Below are 15,173 nucleotides of genomic sequence, written 5' to 3'. Positions count from 1 at the left end.
CGGCGCAATACCGTGCCCAGGCCCTCGCGGCTTAGGATCTCATTTAACCAGTCCAACCTCCGGGGACCAGTTCACTTCCTGCCATTAAAAACGAAACGCTCTCTCACCTTTCGCCATAAAACCCGAGACGCTCTCTCACTTTCTTCAAGAAAGTGAGAGAGCGTTTCGCCTAAAGCGGCAGGAAGTGAGAGAGCGTCCAGTGGGCGCTGGTAGCCCTACCGACCGCCGCCGCCGATCACCCCGGCTTCCACGGCCTTCGTGACGGCGTCCGCCTCGGCCTGGGTCAGCTTGCCGTCGGTGACTGCGGTGTCCAGCCTGGTCTTGAGGGCGGCTGCGCGTTCGGCCTGGCCGGCCGCGCGGATTTCCTCCAGGGCCGCGGTGACCTTGGATTCCTCGACGCCGAGGGACTCCGCCAAGGACTTGGCCATCGCCGCATCCATGGCGGAGCGGTCCGGCCTGGTGCCTTCGGCAGGCGCTGTGCCGTCCGCCGCCGCGGTGGGCTTGTTGGCGTCCCGGAAGGCCTGGATCGCCTCGGTCACCTTGGCTTCCTCGACGCCAAGCTTCGTGGCAAGGTCAGCAGCCAGCTGGCCGCGGTCCCCTCCCTTGTGGCCGCCCCGCTTCCCGCTGTCAGTGGCCGCGGAGCCGTCGGTGGACGCCGTGCTCTCCGCCGACGCCGTGGCGCTCGGCGTTGGGGTTTCGGCAGCCGACGCCATTCCGGTGACTCCCAGGCCGGCGCCGAGCGCCAGTGCCCCGGCCGTAAGGCCAAGGGTTATTCTCTTCGTGCGTGACATCTGATGTCTCCTCGATCCGCCGTGTGAACGGCTCTTTGGGGAAGAACGGCGGGTTTGCACCGTCCTTCACTCAAAGATGCAGCGCGAACATAGGGCGCTGCTGTTCGGATCCTGTCGGCATGCTGTGAATGCAGGCCTGGAGGTCAATCATTCGTCAAAGGCGCCGAAACGCGGCGTGTCAGCCGTTCCTTTTCCAGCTCTTTGGCCACCGGACGTTCATCAGCAGCAGCCCCAGCAGGAGCGAGTCAACGGTCATGATTGCGGCCATGAGGTAGGCCCAGCCGATCATCATGGCTTGTTCACCGCCAACCTGCGGCGTGAACACTTGGCGGGCATCGATGATCGCATATCAATCTCCTGACGTGGATCCCCCCAGTCAATCGATAGTCCACCAAGTGTGGCACGGCCGCGGCCCGGACGGAACGGCCCGAACTACTTGAATCCGGCCCTTGTAATACACCGAAAAGCGCGCGGAATACTCGTTAGATAATCGCCGCGCGCAGCTGCTTGGCGGCGAGCGCGGGATCCTCCGCGCTGTAGATGGAACCGCCGACGACGGCGACATCGGCACCCGCGCGCTGCACGGCGTTGATGGTGGAGAGGTTCACGCCCCCGGCCACGGAGAACGGCACGCGTGCTTCCTCGCCGGCGCTCAGGAGGACGTCGAGGTTGTAGCCCGGCTTGGCCTGCTCGTCGAGGCCTGCGTGGAACTCGATGAACTTGGCTCCCAGGGCGCGGGCCTCCTTGGCGCGGGTTACTTTGTCCGCAACGCCGATCAGGTCAACAACAACGCCCTTGTTGTGGGCCTTCGCTGCCTTGACCGCGCCGGCGATGGTGGAATCGTCGGCGCCGCCGAGGACGGACACCAGGTCCGCACCGGCGCTGAAGGCGATCTCGGCCTCCAGCTCGCCAGCGTCCATGGTCTTCAGGTCCGCGAACACGATCTTGTCCGGGTGGGCGGTCTTGATGGCGGTCACCGCTGACAAGCCGGCGTTCTTCACCAGCGGGGTGCCCAGCTCGATGATGTCGACGTATTCGGCAACCTTGCCGGCGAGTTCGAGGGCGGCTTCGACGGTCAGGACGTCCATGGCGACTTGCAGTTTCATGTGTTTATTCCTTGCTTGTTGAGGGGTTTGGTTGACTTGGTTCGGTGCGGCTATTCGAGGTTTGCGTGGCGAAGCCACAGATCTTCCGGTGCGATGGCTTCTTCATCCCAGAGGCTTTGGAACACCGCTTCCGTGGTGGTGAACAGCACCTGTTCGAAGAGGCTGCCCGAATACTGCCGGGACACAGCCGAACCGTGGTCCGTCTTTTGGGCGGCCGGAATTACGACGACGGCAGAGGCCGCCTCCGCGAGCGGAGAACCCGGGTTGGTGGTGTAGACGGCCACCCGCGCACCCTGGGCAGCTGCGGTCTGTGCCGCTTTCACGACACTGGACGTAGTGCCTGAGCCGGAGGCGGCGAGCAGCACGTCTCCCGCGCTGATGGCGGGGGCCGTGGTCTCACCCACCACATGAACTGCCCGCCCCAGGTGCATGAGCCTCATGGCGGCCATTTTCAGGACCAGCCCGCTGCGGCCGGCGCCCGTGACGAAGATCCTGTCAGCCAGCCGGAGCTCCGTGACGAGCGCCGCCACCTGGGCCGGGTCCACGCGGTGGAACACCTCGCTGATTTCGTCCTGGACAAGATCCCGGTTGCGGCCAAAGGCCCGGGAGGTATCGGCCAAGGACGTGTCGGCCAGACTCGCGTTGGCCAGGGCCGGGTCAGTTGCTGCGATGACGCTCATCAGTTGATTCCTCCTTCACGAAAGTTGCTACCCCTTCATCGTCGCCCGCCTGTCGGGCGGGTCCAACGCCATGATCGGACAGTCCTACCTACCCAAAGGGATAGGCATGTTCTGAATGAGTCCGTAAACTGGGCGGGTGGATGCCCCAGATATCGCGCTGCTCGAAGCTGTTACCGCCCTGTCCACTGCTCCGCTGGCCGGCATCGCCCAGCGGCTGCGGGAGGCCACCCTGCCGTACCTGGGCTGCAGCGCCCTGGTTATCTTCACCGAGGACTGCACTGGCAGGCCGCAGAAGAAAGCCGGCGACGAGTCGATCATCAGCCGCGTGTCCATCGCCGAACTCGACCACATCCGGACGTCGCTCGCAGGCGAGTCAGGCACAGGCGATGCGTGGCAGGGCGAAGCCGTGCTCGGCGGCGAGGTGCGCCCGGTCCTTGCCTTGTCTTCACCGAGTAATGCCCTGCTGGTCCTCGCCGATCCGCAACATCCTGCAGGAACTGCAGACACGGCGGACCCCGCCGCACGCGAAGCGGCAGGGCGCATGCTCCGCTACTTCTGGGCGATGGCGTCCGAGCGGATCCGGGAAAAGGTGGCCGACGCACCGCCGTCGTACTTGATCGAATCCCGAGCCGCTTCCGCCGAGCGGGTCAGGGTGACTGCGGAGCTGGTGGACCACCACTCCACCACCCTCGAGACGCTCCTCGCGGCGCTGCGGTCGCCCGCACTGAGCGACGATGCAGCGCGGAGGTCCGCCACCGACGTCGCCGCCAAGGCGCTCGTGGGACTCCGCACACTGAACGACCGCACCACCGACCTCGTGGAAGAACCCGTCGCCACTGCGTTCCAGCGACTCCGTGAGGACCTGAAACCGCTGATGAACTTCAGCGGCATCGACGTCCAGTTCATCGAGCCTCCCGTCAACGGCCGCGCCTTACCTGGCGAGGTTGCCCATGCGGCCCGGGCGATCGTCCGCGGGCTGGTGCTTGCCATGGTGGACCAGCAGGGAGTCCGACGGATCCGGACGCAGTGGGATTGCGACGGCGAGAACCTCCTGGTCAATGTCCGCGACGACGGTCCCGGCGAACTGTCCACGGACGCACCGAACATGGCCCGCCTCGCCCAGCGCGTCGAAGCCCTGAACGGGAGCATGTCGGTGGACGTGATGACTGGCTGGGGCGCCGACGTCGCCGTCTCACTCCCCCTCGATCCGCCCGCCCGGCGGCTGGCAGACGTTTCGGACTGGAAGCTGGGTGAACGCGAACTCGACGTCCTCCAGCTGCTGGCAGCCGGCCAGCGGAACCGGGCCATCGCCGCGAAGCTGCACATCAGCGAGAACACCGTGAAGTTCCACCTCCGGAACATCTACCGGAAGGTGGGCGCGTCCTCCCGCACGGAGGCGATCGCGATGGCGCACAGCAACGGCCTGCGTTAGGCCAGGACCGCACAACAGGATCGAAATCGGCAGATAGGACTCCGCACAATGGCAATCGAGGTTCGTCCGGCGACCCGGTTCGAGGACGTAAGGACGATGGTGGGGCCCAAACGGCCCGACGCGACCGTGTGCTGGTGCCTGAGCTACCGCATCCCCTCCAAACAGAACCTGGAGTTGCGCGGCCCGGAACGCGGAGAATTCGTGAGGGAACTGGTCCGGCAGGAACCGCCTCCCGGGGTGCTCGCGTACGACGGCGACGAGGTAGTGGGCTGGGCCGCTGTCCATCCGCGCGCCGACACCAGCTTCGCCCGCAACCGCAAGATCCCCCATGTTGACGACCTTGATGTGTGGTCGGTGTGGTGCATCCGGGTGCGGCCCGGGCACCGCGGCAAGGGAATCTCGCATCACCTGCTGCAGGGTGCCATCGACTTCGCCCGCAGCCACGGCGCGCAGGCCATCGAAGGCTATCCCGTCGATAACCAGGGCAGGAAGGTTGACCTCACCATGGCCTACGTCGGCACGCGCAAGCTCTTCGAAGGGGCCGGCTTCACCAAGGCCGCAGACACCGAGTCCGTGGTCAATGGCTTTCCCCGCGTACTGATGCGGCTGGACCTGGACTGATGTCCACGCGCATAACGCAATGCCTGCTCCCGCACACCCCACGGCATAGGATCGAAAGTGTGCAACTGACCGAGAGGTCGCTTTGGGCGGCCTTGTGGCGGGTAAGCAAGCCGCAGAAACTACTTGAGAGTATGGATCATGGCTTCGAAGAACGACCCCGAATCCGACGTCGACGCGGAGTCGGGCCAGCACGGCGGCGTCCAGTCGGTGGACCGGGCCCTTGCGGTTTTGGAGATCCTGGCCCGGGACGGCCATGCCGGGGTGAGCGAAATCGCCGAGGAGATGGGCATCCACAAGTCCACCGTCTCCCGGCTGATGGGTTCACTGGTGGCCAGGGAGATGGTCCACCAGAACAGCGAACGGGGCAAATACCAGCTGGGCTTCGGCATCCTCAGGCTGGCAAGCTCCATCCCGGGCCGGCTCAGCCTGGTCCGTGAAGCCCGGTCCGTGCTGGAAAGCCTGGCCGAGGAATTCAAGGAGACGGTGAACCTGGCCGTCCTGCGCTCAAACTACGCCGTCAACGTGGACCAGGCGATGGGCCCCTCCACGCTCGCCACCTACGACTGGGTGGGCAGCCTGACCCCGCTCCACGCGACGTCGAGCGGGAAAGTGCTGCTCGCAGCGCTGTCTGCGGACGAACGCGACCGCATCCTGAAGGAGACCGGCCTGCCGGCCCGCACGCCCCGGACCATCACCAACCGGAAGGAGCTGGAAACCCAGCTCCTTGACGTCGCCCGCGACGGCTACGGCGTGGTCCGCGAAGAGTTCGAAATCGGCCTCAACTCGATGTCCGTGCCGGTGTACAACCATGTGGGTGTTGTGATCGGGGCCGTGAGCATCTCCGGGCCGGCATTCCGTTTTGATCCGGAAACGGCACCAGGGCTCCTCGCGGAGCTGAAGCAGGCAGGGCTGCAGATCAGCGCAAAAATGGGCTATACCCGCCGCTAAGGCATCAGGTCCAGGACGCCCCACGCCGGCAGCGTTCAGAGGTCCTCGTTGAGCCGGTCGGTGAGAATCCGGTTGGCGTTGAACTGCAGGATACCGAGGGACTCCTGGATCAGGGGTGAGGCGATGCTGCCCCTGCGCACCGCTGCGACGATGCGGCGCGTGGGTTTCGTCTGACCGGTGATGCGTAACCGAACCACGTTTTCGGCACCATGCAAAGGCGCCAGCCGGGGCAGCAGGCCGACGCCCAGCCCCGCTCCCACGAACGCGATGTGGGTTTCCCATTCAACGGCTTCATGGGCAATCCGCGGCGTCACCCCGACTGCCGTGAACGCCGCGGTGAAGAGGGAATGGTACGTGGAACCGGCGGCCTCCGTAATCCAGGGTTCCGATGCCAGCTCTTCAAGCGTCGCTGTTTGGCGTGATGCCAGCGGATGGTCACCGGGAATGATCACGTCCAGTGGATCGTCGAGCAGAACTCTCTGCTCGAAGCGCGGATCGTCCTCACCATAACTGTCGGACTGCATGGCGACGATGACTGCAAGGTCGATTCGTTCCGCAATCAACAAGTCGAAGCAGCGCGCCGGTTCAGCTTCAAGAACCTGCACCTCCAGCAGGGGGCGTGTTGAGCGCAGGGTGGCGGCCAGCGGCGCGAGCAACTGGGCGGCTGCAGATGAGAATCCGCCGAGGCCAAAGTGGGACTGCACCTGGTCGCCAGCCTCCATGGCTGCGGCGCGCAGGTTCTCCCATTGGGCAATGAGGGGATCCGAGCCCGCCACCAGAAAGCGTCCCGTGGCGGTAAGCCGCAGGCCCCGGCCGTCTTTCGTCAGCAGCTGCATTCCAAGCACGCGCTGGAGCTCCCGCAATTGCGCGGAGACGGCAGAGGGAGAATAGCCCGTGAGCTCCGCGGTCGCGCCTATGGTGCCGCACCGGGCGAACACGCGGAGTGTGATGAGCCTCGGGTCGATCATGCATCTATTCTGCATGGTTATATTCAAAATCTTGCGCTTTTATTGCAGATGACGTGACTCTAATCTCAGATTACAAGTTCTTCGACCACGCCGTTAGCACCCGTGCACCCGTGGTCAACACGCAACACCCACTACCCATGCCTCCCGGGAGGAAACCCATGACTGCTTCAGTGAACGTGCCCCTCAATTCACGCGGAAAACTCGCTGCATCATTGCCTGCCGAGCAGCTGGCAGAAATTACCGCGTTGTTTGAGTTCCGGCGCACCGGATACTCCCTCGATGCCCCCTTCTACACCGATCCTTCGATCTTCAAGATCGACATGGAGGCAATTTTTGGCCAGCACTGGATCTTTGCCGCAAGCACCGCCGAACTGCCGGAGCCGGGCGACTACGTAACCGTCGACTACGGGCCCTACTCCCTGATAGTGCTGCGCAACGACGACGGAGCCGTGAACGTCCTGCACAACGTATGCCGCCACCGCGGCGCCCGCGTTCTCACCGAAGCGGCCGGCTCAACTGGAAACCTGGTCTGCGGCTACCACTCCTGGACCTACTCCCCGGAGGGCAACTTGATCCATGCCTCCGCGCCGGGTGAAACGAAGTTCGACAAGAGCTGCTTCGGCCTCAAGCGCGCCCAGGGCCGCGAGGTCGCCGGACTTATCTTCGTCTGCATTGCGGATGAACCGCCGACGGACTTCGACGAAACCGCAAAGATTTTTGAACCCTACCTGGCGCCCCACGATCTCTCGAAGACAAAAATCGCCTACCAGCAGAACATCATCGAAGAGGGCAACTGGAAGCTCGTCATGGAGAACAACCGTGAGTGCTACCACTGCGACGGCCACCCGGAGCTCGCCTGCTCCCTCTTCCCCACCTGGGGTCTGACGGAGGGCCTGATCCCGCCCCATCTTGAGGAAGTGTGGAACCGGAACAAGGAGGCCCAGTCCTCCCTCGAGGAGCGGTGCCGCCGCTACGGCCTTCCCTACGAGGTGGTCGAGCAGCTTGACACGCGCATCGCCGGAATCCGCATCTCGCGGGAATCACTCGATGGCGAGGGCGAATCGTTCTCTGCCGACGGTCGGAGGCTTTCAAAGAAGCTCCTCGGTGACTTGCGCGATTTCCGCCTTGGCCGCTGCTCGATGCACCTGCAGCCCAACAGCTGGTTCCATTTCCTCGGCGACCATGTCATCACGTTCGGCGTCTTCCCCATCAACGAACACCAGAGCCTGGTACGCACCACTTGGCTTGTGGCTGACGACGCCGTGGAAGGTGTCGACTACGACCTGGAGAAGCTCACCTACACCTGGAAGCAGACGAACCTGCAGGACAAGGCGTTCGTGGAGCTGTGCCAGCAGGGTGCCGGCAGTCCCGCCTACGAGCCCGGTCCCTACATGAAGAGCGAATACCAGGTCGAGGCATTCATCAACTGGTACGTGCAGCGCGTGCAGGAGCACTTGGCGTGATTGAACTCCTCACTGAAACGGCAATCCAGGAACCACAGCGTATTCGCGGTCTTGAGATGCCCTGGAACAGGGTGATGGGAAGCACTGAGACACCCGCCCGGGCAGCCCGTGCTTTGGGCCCATGGCATCCGCAGGAGTTCATGGCCGAATGCGTCGAGACTATTCCCGAGGCCGGCGCCATGATGACCTTCGTGTTCCGCCGCTGCGACGGTGCGCCCCTGGCGTTCCGTGCGGGCCAGTACGTGAACGTCGCATTTCCCGTGAATGGCGAGGACCAGGAACCGGTGGACCGCAGCTACTCGCTGTCCAGTTCGCCCACCGAGCCGTGGACCTTCAGCATCACCGTCAAGTGCGACTCCACGGGACTGGTCTCGCCGTGGGTGCACGAGAACGTCAAACCCGGCACCGTCCTTGAGATGCTGGGACCGGTGGGAGCATTCCACCTCCCCGATGCCGACCGCCGGGCAAGGTATCTTTTGCTTGCCGCCGGCGCAGGCATCACTCCCATCATGTCCATGATGCGGACCATCCACTCCCTGCCCGGACACGCCGATGTTGTGGTGCTCTACCACGGCTCGGATGCTGGAGGCTTTGCCTTCCACCGGGAACTGGCCTATATCGCCTCCGTGGACTCACGCATCAAGGTCTACTACTCCCTGGGCGACCGCAGCGTACCGGAGGGGTGGGAAGGACTCAGCGGAAGACTGACGGCGGCCATGCTCGAGGAGGTGGCTCCGGACGCCAACGGCCGTCAGGTGTACGCATGCGGTCCTGAGGGTTACCTGAACACCGCCGCCGAGCTCCTCAAGAAGGTCGGCCTGGACGACACTTCCATCTATATGGAGTTCTTCTCCGGAGACCGCCAGACGCTCCTTGAATACCAGGCGGAGGTGGCCCTTGCAGCCGACGTCGCGGAGGAGATCGCCGAGGAGATCGCTGAATCCGCCGAGGACTACTTTGAAGGCCAGCCCGCCGCGTTCGGGCTCTACGAGCCTGGCTACGACGCTGACGGGACTCTGCAGGCCTCGGGCCTGCCGCTGGAAATCGTCGACCCGGACACGCCCGGCTCCGACCCCTCCGCCGACAGCCCGGTCGGGGAGCCGGAAGCCGGTTCCCCTGATGCCTCGAGCTTCGACACGGTGGGAACAGGCAGCCTCACCATGTCCTTCATGCGTACCGGCATCAATGTGCGGATCGACCCCGCCGAGCGCATCCTCGAGGTGGCACAGCGTGCCGGCGTCAGGATCGGCGCGAACTGCAAGGAAGGCATGTGCGGCTCCTGCAAGGTCGTCAAGCTTTCAGGGGAGATCGAGATGAACCACCAGGGCGGGATCCGGGCGCGGGAAATCTCTGCAGGCAAGTTCCTGCCCTGCTGCTCCATCGCGCAGACGGACCTGGTGATCGATGCCTGAATCCCTGTTCCGGCCCACTGTCAAGGCGCAGCCGGAACCCTGAAATAGGGCTTAAGACTTCAGAAAAGCCTTGACATGGCAATGTAATCCCGGCCACTCTGTTGCTTATCGTGAGACGTGTTGATCTTTGCGGAACAGCCGCCGCGATGGAAGCAAAGCTGACCTTGATTACTGAATGCCAGGAAGCCCCGATCTTCCGCCCGGCTGGGGGACGCCGGAGTACAGCGTCAAACCGAGAATCCAAACCAAAGGACTTGACATGGCTTTGAACAGCGACATCCGCACGGATGCCCACCCCCCCCTTGAGCTGGAGGAGCCCACGCTCGTTCCTGCACCCGAGAACTCTCCTTCCTCCCACGATTCACACGATGCCGAGAACACCGAACAGATCATGCAGGAACTCCGCCAGACCAAAGCCGAGCAGGCTGTGGCAGAGCGGCGGAACCGCAAACTCACCCTCGACAAGGCCACCTTCGGCATCACCGGGGTCCTGGCCCTGGCCTTCGTGGCGTGGGGCTTCCTGGGCCGGGACAGCCTGGCCGCCACGTCAACAGCCGCCCTCGACTGGGTAATGGAGTACACCGGCTGGCTCTTTATGGTCCTGGCCTCGCTGTTCGTTGTTTTTGTGCTCTGGCTGGCCCTGGGCAAGTGGGGCAACATTCCCCTCGGCAAGGACGGCGAGAAGCCCGAGTTCCGGACCGTGTCATGGATCGCCATGATGTTCGCGGCCGGCATGGGCATCGGCCTGATGTTCTACGGCGTGGCCGAGCCGCTCTACCACTACATCTCCCCGCCGCCCGGAACGGTGGACGGACGGACGCCGGCAGCCATCCAGACCGCCATGGCAACCTCCATCTTCCACTGGACCCTGCACCCCTGGGCAATGTACGCCGTCGTCGGCATTGCCATGGCCTACGGCACCTACCGCCTGGGCCGCCGGCAGCTGATCTCCGCGGCGTTCACGTCGCTGTTCGGCATCAGGACGGTGGAAGGGCCGGTAGGCAAGTTCATCAACATCCTGGCGATCTTCGCCACGCTCTTCGGCACGGCGGCTTCCCTGGGTCTCGGCGCCCTCCAAATCGGCAGCGGCCTGACCTCGAACGGCTGGATCGGCGAGATCGGCACCCCCGTCCTGGTGGCCATCGTTGCCATCCTGACTGCGTGTTTCGTGGCCTCGGCGGTGTCCGGCATCAGCCGCGGCATCCAGTGGCTGTCCAACATCAACATGGTCCTGGCCGTTGTCCTGGCGCTCATCGTCTTCATCGCGGGGCCAACGCTGTTCATCCTCAACCTCATCCCGGCAGCGGTGGGCGACTACGCCAGGGACCTGGCCGAAATGTCCTCCCGCACCGAGGCCGTCGGTGACGAGGCCCTGCGCACCTGGATGTCCGGTTGGACTATCTTCTACTGGGCCTGGTGGGTGTCCTGGACGCCTTTCGTGGGCATGTTCATCGCCCGGATAAGCCGCGGCCGCACCATCCGGCAGTTCGTCACCGGCGTCCTGCTGGTACCCAGCATCGTCAGCGTCATCTGGTTTGGCATCTTCGGCGGAACGGCCTTCAAGATCCAGGAGGACGCGGACAAGGCAGGCACGGCCGGCCTCGTGTCCATGGCCAGCGGGTCACCGTCCATCGACTTTGACGGAGCCCTGTTCGACCTGGTGAAGAACATGTCCATGCCGGCCTGGCTGACCGCGGCGGTCATCGTCCTCGCCATGGTCCTGGTGGCCATCTTCTTCATCACCGGAGCCGATTCCGCATCGATCATCATGGCATCCCTGAGCTCCAACGGATCCTCCGACCCGAAGCGCGGACTGGTCATCTTCTGGGGCCTCCTCACCGGCGCAGTAGCCGCCGTCATGATGCTGGCCGGCGGTGATGAACCCTCGGAGGCGCTCTCCGGCCTGCAGCGGATCACCATCGTGGCGGCCCTGCCGTTCGTGCTGGTGATGCTGCTGCTGTGCTTTGCCCTGGTCAAGGACCTCCGCCGGGATCCGCTGTCCCTCCGGCGCCGACTGGCGGACTCCGTAGTGGAGCGCGCCATTCGCAGCGGCGTGGACCAGCACGGCGGCGTCCAGTTCGATCTCGTTACCAAGCATCAATGTGATCAGCGGTGTCCGGACGACGGCCGCTGCGCGGCTTCCCCCGCTGACACCCAAGCCCCCGCAAAGAATTAGGAGTAGACCATGACCACAGTCCTCGAAGGCCGCCCCACCGGTAACGCGACGGTGGAGGCCGGCGACGTTGCCGGCGTCCGCGGCACCGACACCGTACAGTATGTCCTTACCCTTGCGTGCCCGGAGCGCCCCGGAATCGTCCGGGCCATCACAGCATTCCTCGCTGATCGCGGCTTCGACATTGTTGAACACCAGCAGTTCGATGACCACATCAGCGGCAAGCTCTACCTGCGCACGGCCTTCACTCCGGGAGACAAGGAAATTTCCGCGGAAGGCCTCAGCGCGGAGTTCGCCGCCGTCGCCGATGAGTTCGACATGGAATTCGCCATCCACGATGGCCGCCCCCAGCGCCTGCTGGTGATGGTTTCCAAGTTCGGCCACTGCCTCAACGACCTCATCTTCCGCTGGCGCGCCGGCAGCCTGGGTGCGGAGATCGCCGTCGTGGTGTCCAACCACGAGGACCTCCGCCCCATGGCGGAAGCCGCCGGCCTGCCGTTCATCCACGTCCCGGTGACGGCCGCTACCAAGCCCGAAGCGGAAGCGCGTTTGCTGGAACTGGTGGCCGAGTACAACGCGGACCTGGTGGTGCTGGCACGCTACATGCAGGTCCTGTCCAACGACCTGTGCGCCAGTCTCCGCGGCCGCGCCATCAACATCCACCATTCCTTCCTGCCCGGGTTCAAGGGGGCCAAGCCCTACCACCAGGCCTATGACCGCGGCGTGAAGCTCATCGGAGCCACCGCGCACTACGTCACCGCAGACCTGGACGAGGGACCGATCATCGAGCAGGAAGTGTTCCGGGTGGACCACAGCCTGGACCCGAACGCACTGGTCACTGTAGGCAGGGATGCCGAATCGCAGGCACTGTCCCGCGCAGTTAGGTGGCACAGCCAGCACCGGGTCCTGCTCAACAACACCCGCACCGTCGTCTTCCGCTAACGCCAACGCCCGCAAAGCTAAACAGGAGAAACAACACCATGAGCGCATCACCACGCGTTGTCATTATCGGCGCCGGCATTGTCGGAACCAACCTTGCCGACGAACTCGCCACCCGCGGATGGACCAACATCACGGTGGTGGAACAGGGTCCGCTGGAACTTGCCGGCGGCTCCACCTCGCACGCGCCGGGCCTGGTGTTCCAGAACAACCCGTCACGGACCATGACCGAGTTCGCCACCTACACGGTGAACAAGCTGCTGGCCCTGAGCAAGGACGGCGAGTCCTGCTTCAACCAGGTTGGCGGCCTGGAGCTGGCAACCACCCCCGAGCGCCTCGCCGACCTCAAGCGCAAGATGGGCGTGATGACCTCCTGGGGCGTCGAAAGCCGGATCGTCGACGCCGACGAATGCGAAAAGTTCTACCCCCTCCTGAACACCGGCAAGCTCACTGGCGGCCGCGAAGTCCTGGGCGGCCTGCTCATCCCCACCGACGGCCTGGCCCTGGCCGCCCGCGCGGTGCAGTTGCTGATCGAGCGCTCCAGCGAGCGTGGCGTGACCTTCCTCGGCTCCACCACCGTGACCGGCATCGCCCAGGAGGGCGGCAGGGTTACCGGCGTCGAAACCGACAACGGACTGATCCCGGCGGACATCGTGGTGTCATGCGCAGGTTTCTGGGGCCGTGAACTCGGCAAGATGGTGGGCTTGGAAGTCCCGCTGCTGCCGCTGGCCCACCAGTACGCCATCAGCACTCCGCTGCCCGAACTTGAGGGCGTCAACGAGCTTCCCAAGGGTGCCAGCAAGCCCATCCTGCGCTACCAGGACAGGGACCTCTACTACCGCGAATGGGGCGACCGCATCGGCATCGGCAGCTACGCCCACCGCCCCATGCCGGTGGACATGTCCGCCCTGCCAAAGGTCTCCGCGGAGGAAATGTCGGACCACCGCATGCCCTCCCGTCTGGAGTTCACCTTGGAAGACTTCCTGCCCGCCTGGGAGGACAGCCAAGACCTGCTGCCGGCGCTGCGCAACTCCGAGATCCAGGACGGCTTCAACGGCATCTTCTCCTTCACCCCCGACGGCGGCCCGCTCATGGGCGAGGCGCCCGACCTCGAGGGCTTCTTCGTGGCCGAGGCCGTCTGGGTCACCCACTCCGCCGGCGTGGCCAAGGCCATGGCAGAGCTGCTGATCGAGGGCCGGTCCCGCACCGACCTGCACGGCTGCGAGCTCACCCGCTTTGAGAAAGTCCAGACCAGCGACGAGTACGTCAGCGAAACCTCCCAGCAGAACTTCGTGGAAATCTACGACGTCCTGCACCCGCTGCAGCCCAAGGAATCACCGCGGGACCTGCGCGTCAGCCCGTTCAACGTCCGGCAGAAGGAGCTGGGCGCATTCTTCCTGGAGTCCGCCGGCTGGGAGCGCCCGCACTGGTTCGAAGCCAACCGCGGGCTGCTGGCCGAACTGCCGGCTGAATGGCAGGCGCCGGAACGGGACGAGTGGGCAGCCATGTTCTCCTCCCCCATTTCGGCGGCCGAAGCGTGGAAGACGCGCACCGCCGTCGCGCTTTACGACATGACGCCGCTGAAGCGGCTGGCCGTCAACGGACCGGGCGCCCAGGCGCTGCTGCACCGGCTCAGCACGGGCAACATCGCCAAGAAGCCCGGCGCCGTCACCTACTGCCTGCTGCTGGAGCACGACGGCGGCATCCGCAGCGACGTGACAGTGGCCCGCCTTGCGGAGGAACAGTTCCAGCTCGGCGTGAACAGCAACGTGGACTTCGACTACCTCCGCGTCGAGGCCCGGAAGCAGTCCGCCGCGGATCCGGCCCAGTGGGTGCACGTCTCGGACATCACCGGCAGCACCTGCTGCATCGGGCTGTGGGGCCCGCTGGCACGGGAAGTGATCGGCAAGCTTAGCTCGGACGACCTCTCCAACGACGGCCTGAAGTACTTCCGCACCAAGGAAATCTCCGTGGCGGGCATCCCGGTCACGGCCATGCGGCTCTCCTATGTGGGCGAACTCGGCTGGGAGCTGTACACCACCGCCGAGTACGGGCTGAAGCTGTGGGACCTGCTGTTTGAGGCGGGCCAGGAGCACGGCATCATCGCGGCCGGGCGCGGCGCGTTCAACAGCATGCGGCTCGAGAAGGGGTACCGGCTGTGGGGCACGGACATGACCTCGGAGCACCACCCCTACCAGTCAGGCCTCGGCTTCTCAGTGGCCAAGGACAAGACGGGCTTCGTGGGGGCGGAGGCCTTGGCGGCACTGAAGGAACAGCAGCCCGACAAGGTGCTGCGGTGCCTGACCGTGGACGACGGCACCTCACTGGTCCTGGGCAAGGAGCCCGTGTACGTCAACGGCGAGGCCGCCGGGTACGTCACCAGCGCCGCCTACGGCTACTCGATCCGCAAGCCCCTCGCCTACGCCTGGCTGCCTGCCGCGGTTTCCGAGGGCGACCCCGTGGAGGTTGAGTACTTCGGCAGGCGCATCGCGGCAACCGTCACGGCCGAACCGCTGTTCGATCCCGGCATGGAACGGCTCCGCGGGTAGTTCGACGACGGTCAGGACGACCCTACCGCCGTCCTGACCCCCTACTACGCCAGAACGACGGCGACACACCGGCAGGTCCGGAGTGTCGCCG

At 64.8% G+C, this 15,173-nt stretch carries 13 protein-coding genes; 8 read left to right on the top strand and 5 right to left on the bottom strand.

Annotated features, from left to right (window positions below; genetic code table 11):
* Nucleotides 1-215 precede the first annotated feature (215 nt).
* The 4 genes from AC07YR_RS22940 to hxlB all read right to left on the bottom strand — a co-directional run bounded on the left by AC07YR_RS22940 (nt 216) and on the right by hxlB (nt 2,577).
* A complete protein-coding gene (locus AC07YR_RS22940; RefSeq protein WP_494735379.1) occupies nt 216-791 on the bottom strand; it encodes a hypothetical protein in 576 nt (191 codons plus the stop codon).
* A gap of 178 nt (nt 792-969) precedes the next feature.
* The gene (locus tag AC07YR_RS22935) at nt 970-1,116 is read right to left on the bottom strand and encodes a hypothetical protein (RefSeq protein WP_156372403.1); all 147 of its coding nucleotides are present in this window, start codon (nt 1,114-1,116) and stop codon (nt 970-972) included.
* A gap of 157 nt (nt 1,117-1,273) precedes the next feature.
* A complete protein-coding gene (hxlA, locus tag AC07YR_RS22930) occupies nt 1,274-1,897 on the bottom strand; it encodes a 3-hexulose-6-phosphate synthase (protein ID WP_494735378.1) in 624 nt (207 codons plus the stop codon).
* 50 nt (nt 1,898-1,947) lie between these two features.
* A complete protein-coding gene (gene hxlB / locus AC07YR_RS22925) occupies nt 1,948-2,577 on the bottom strand; it encodes a 6-phospho-3-hexuloisomerase (RefSeq protein ID WP_494735377.1) in 630 nt (209 codons plus the stop codon).
* Nucleotides 2,578-2,713: 136 nt separating this feature from the next.
* Here hxlB and AC07YR_RS22920 point away from each other — a divergent pair, with 136 nt between their 5' ends.
* From AC07YR_RS22920 to AC07YR_RS22910, 3 genes are all read left to right on the top strand, one after another.
* Entirely contained in the window at nt 2,714-4,009 is a 1,296-nt protein-coding gene (locus AC07YR_RS22920) for a helix-turn-helix transcriptional regulator (RefSeq protein WP_494735376.1), read from the top strand.
* A gap of 48 nt (nt 4,010-4,057) precedes the next feature.
* On the top strand, nt 4,058-4,630 hold the full coding sequence (locus AC07YR_RS22915; protein ID WP_055802576.1) for a GNAT family N-acetyltransferase: 573 nt from the start codon (nt 4,058-4,060) through the stop codon (nt 4,628-4,630).
* 138 nt (nt 4,631-4,768) lie between these two features.
* Nucleotides 4,769-5,578 (top strand): IclR family transcriptional regulator, encoded by an 810-nt coding sequence (locus AC07YR_RS22910; RefSeq protein ID WP_436058856.1) that lies wholly within the window; start codon nt 4,769-4,771, stop codon nt 5,576-5,578.
* Between the two features lie 35 nt (nt 5,579-5,613).
* On the opposite strand, the gene AC07YR_RS22905 is transcribed toward AC07YR_RS22910, so the two are convergent.
* Nucleotides 5,614-6,546, bottom strand: a complete 933-nt coding sequence (locus AC07YR_RS22905) for a LysR family transcriptional regulator (RefSeq protein WP_055802580.1) — start codon at nt 6,544-6,546, stop codon at nt 5,614-5,616.
* A 158-nt stretch (nt 6,547-6,704) separates the two neighbouring features.
* Here AC07YR_RS22905 and AC07YR_RS22900 point away from each other — a divergent pair, with 158 nt between their 5' ends.
* From AC07YR_RS22900 to AC07YR_RS22880, 5 genes are all read left to right on the top strand, one after another.
* Nucleotides 6,705-8,009, top strand: coding sequence for an aromatic ring-hydroxylating oxygenase subunit alpha (locus AC07YR_RS22900; RefSeq protein WP_055802581.1), 1,305 nt, complete (start codon nt 6,705-6,707; stop codon nt 8,007-8,009).
* Complete coding sequence (locus AC07YR_RS22895) at nt 8,006-9,421, top strand: ferredoxin reductase (protein ID WP_494735375.1); 1,416 nt, start codon at nt 8,006-8,008, stop codon at nt 9,419-9,421. The genes AC07YR_RS22900 and AC07YR_RS22895 overlap by 4 nt, the downstream gene beginning before the upstream one ends.
* Before the next feature lie 259 nt (nt 9,422-9,680).
* Nucleotides 9,681-11,597, top strand: a complete 1,917-nt coding sequence (locus AC07YR_RS22890) for a BCCT family transporter (RefSeq protein WP_494735374.1) — start codon at nt 9,681-9,683, stop codon at nt 11,595-11,597.
* A 9-nt stretch (nt 11,598-11,606) separates the two neighbouring features.
* On the top strand, nt 11,607-12,536 hold the full coding sequence (gene purU / locus AC07YR_RS22885) for a formyltetrahydrofolate deformylase (protein WP_436058860.1): 930 nt from the start codon (nt 11,607-11,609) through the stop codon (nt 12,534-12,536).
* 38 nt (nt 12,537-12,574) lie between these two features.
* Nucleotides 12,575-15,082, top strand: a complete 2,508-nt coding sequence (locus AC07YR_RS22880; RefSeq protein WP_494735373.1) for a GcvT family protein — start codon at nt 12,575-12,577, stop codon at nt 15,080-15,082.
* Nucleotides 15,083-15,173: the final 91 nt, after the last annotated feature.

The sequence above is a fragment of the Arthrobacter sp. GW460-12-1-14-TSB2 genome (assembly GCF_059423525.1).
The sequence above is the reverse complement of the archived record's forward strand: the minus strand, read 5'-3'. Positions and strand labels throughout refer to the sequence as shown.

Bases quoted from the DNA above. Each gene is read 5' to 3' on its own strand.
- AC07YR_RS22940 (WP_494735379.1), bottom strand. From the start codon at position 791: ATGTCACGCACGAAGAGAATAACCCTTGGCCTTACGGCCGGGGCACTG.
- hxlA (WP_494735378.1), bottom strand. From the start codon at position 1,897: ATGAAACTGCAAGTCGCCATGGACGTCCTGACCGTCGAAGCCGCCCTC.
- hxlB (WP_494735377.1), bottom strand. From the start codon at position 2,577: ATGAGCGTCATCGCAGCAACTGACCCGGCCCTGGCCAACGCGAGTCTG.
- AC07YR_RS22915 (WP_055802576.1), top strand. From the start codon at position 4,058: ATGGCAATCGAGGTTCGTCCGGCGACCCGGTTCGAGGACGTAAGGACG.
- AC07YR_RS22910 (WP_436058856.1), top strand. From the start codon at position 4,769: ATGGCTTCGAAGAACGACCCCGAATCCGACGTCGACGCGGAGTCGGGC.
- AC07YR_RS22905 (WP_055802580.1), bottom strand. From the start codon at position 6,546: ATGATCGACCCGAGGCTCATCACACTCCGCGTGTTCGCCCGGTGCGGC.
- AC07YR_RS22900 (WP_055802581.1), top strand. From the start codon at position 6,705: ATGACTGCTTCAGTGAACGTGCCCCTCAATTCACGCGGAAAACTCGCT.
- AC07YR_RS22890 (WP_494735374.1), top strand. From the start codon at position 9,681: ATGGCTTTGAACAGCGACATCCGCACGGATGCCCACCCCCCCCTTGAG.
- purU (WP_436058860.1), top strand. From the start codon at position 11,607: ATGACCACAGTCCTCGAAGGCCGCCCCACCGGTAACGCGACGGTGGAG.
- AC07YR_RS22880 (WP_494735373.1), top strand. From the start codon at position 12,575: ATGAGCGCATCACCACGCGTTGTCATTATCGGCGCCGGCATTGTCGGA.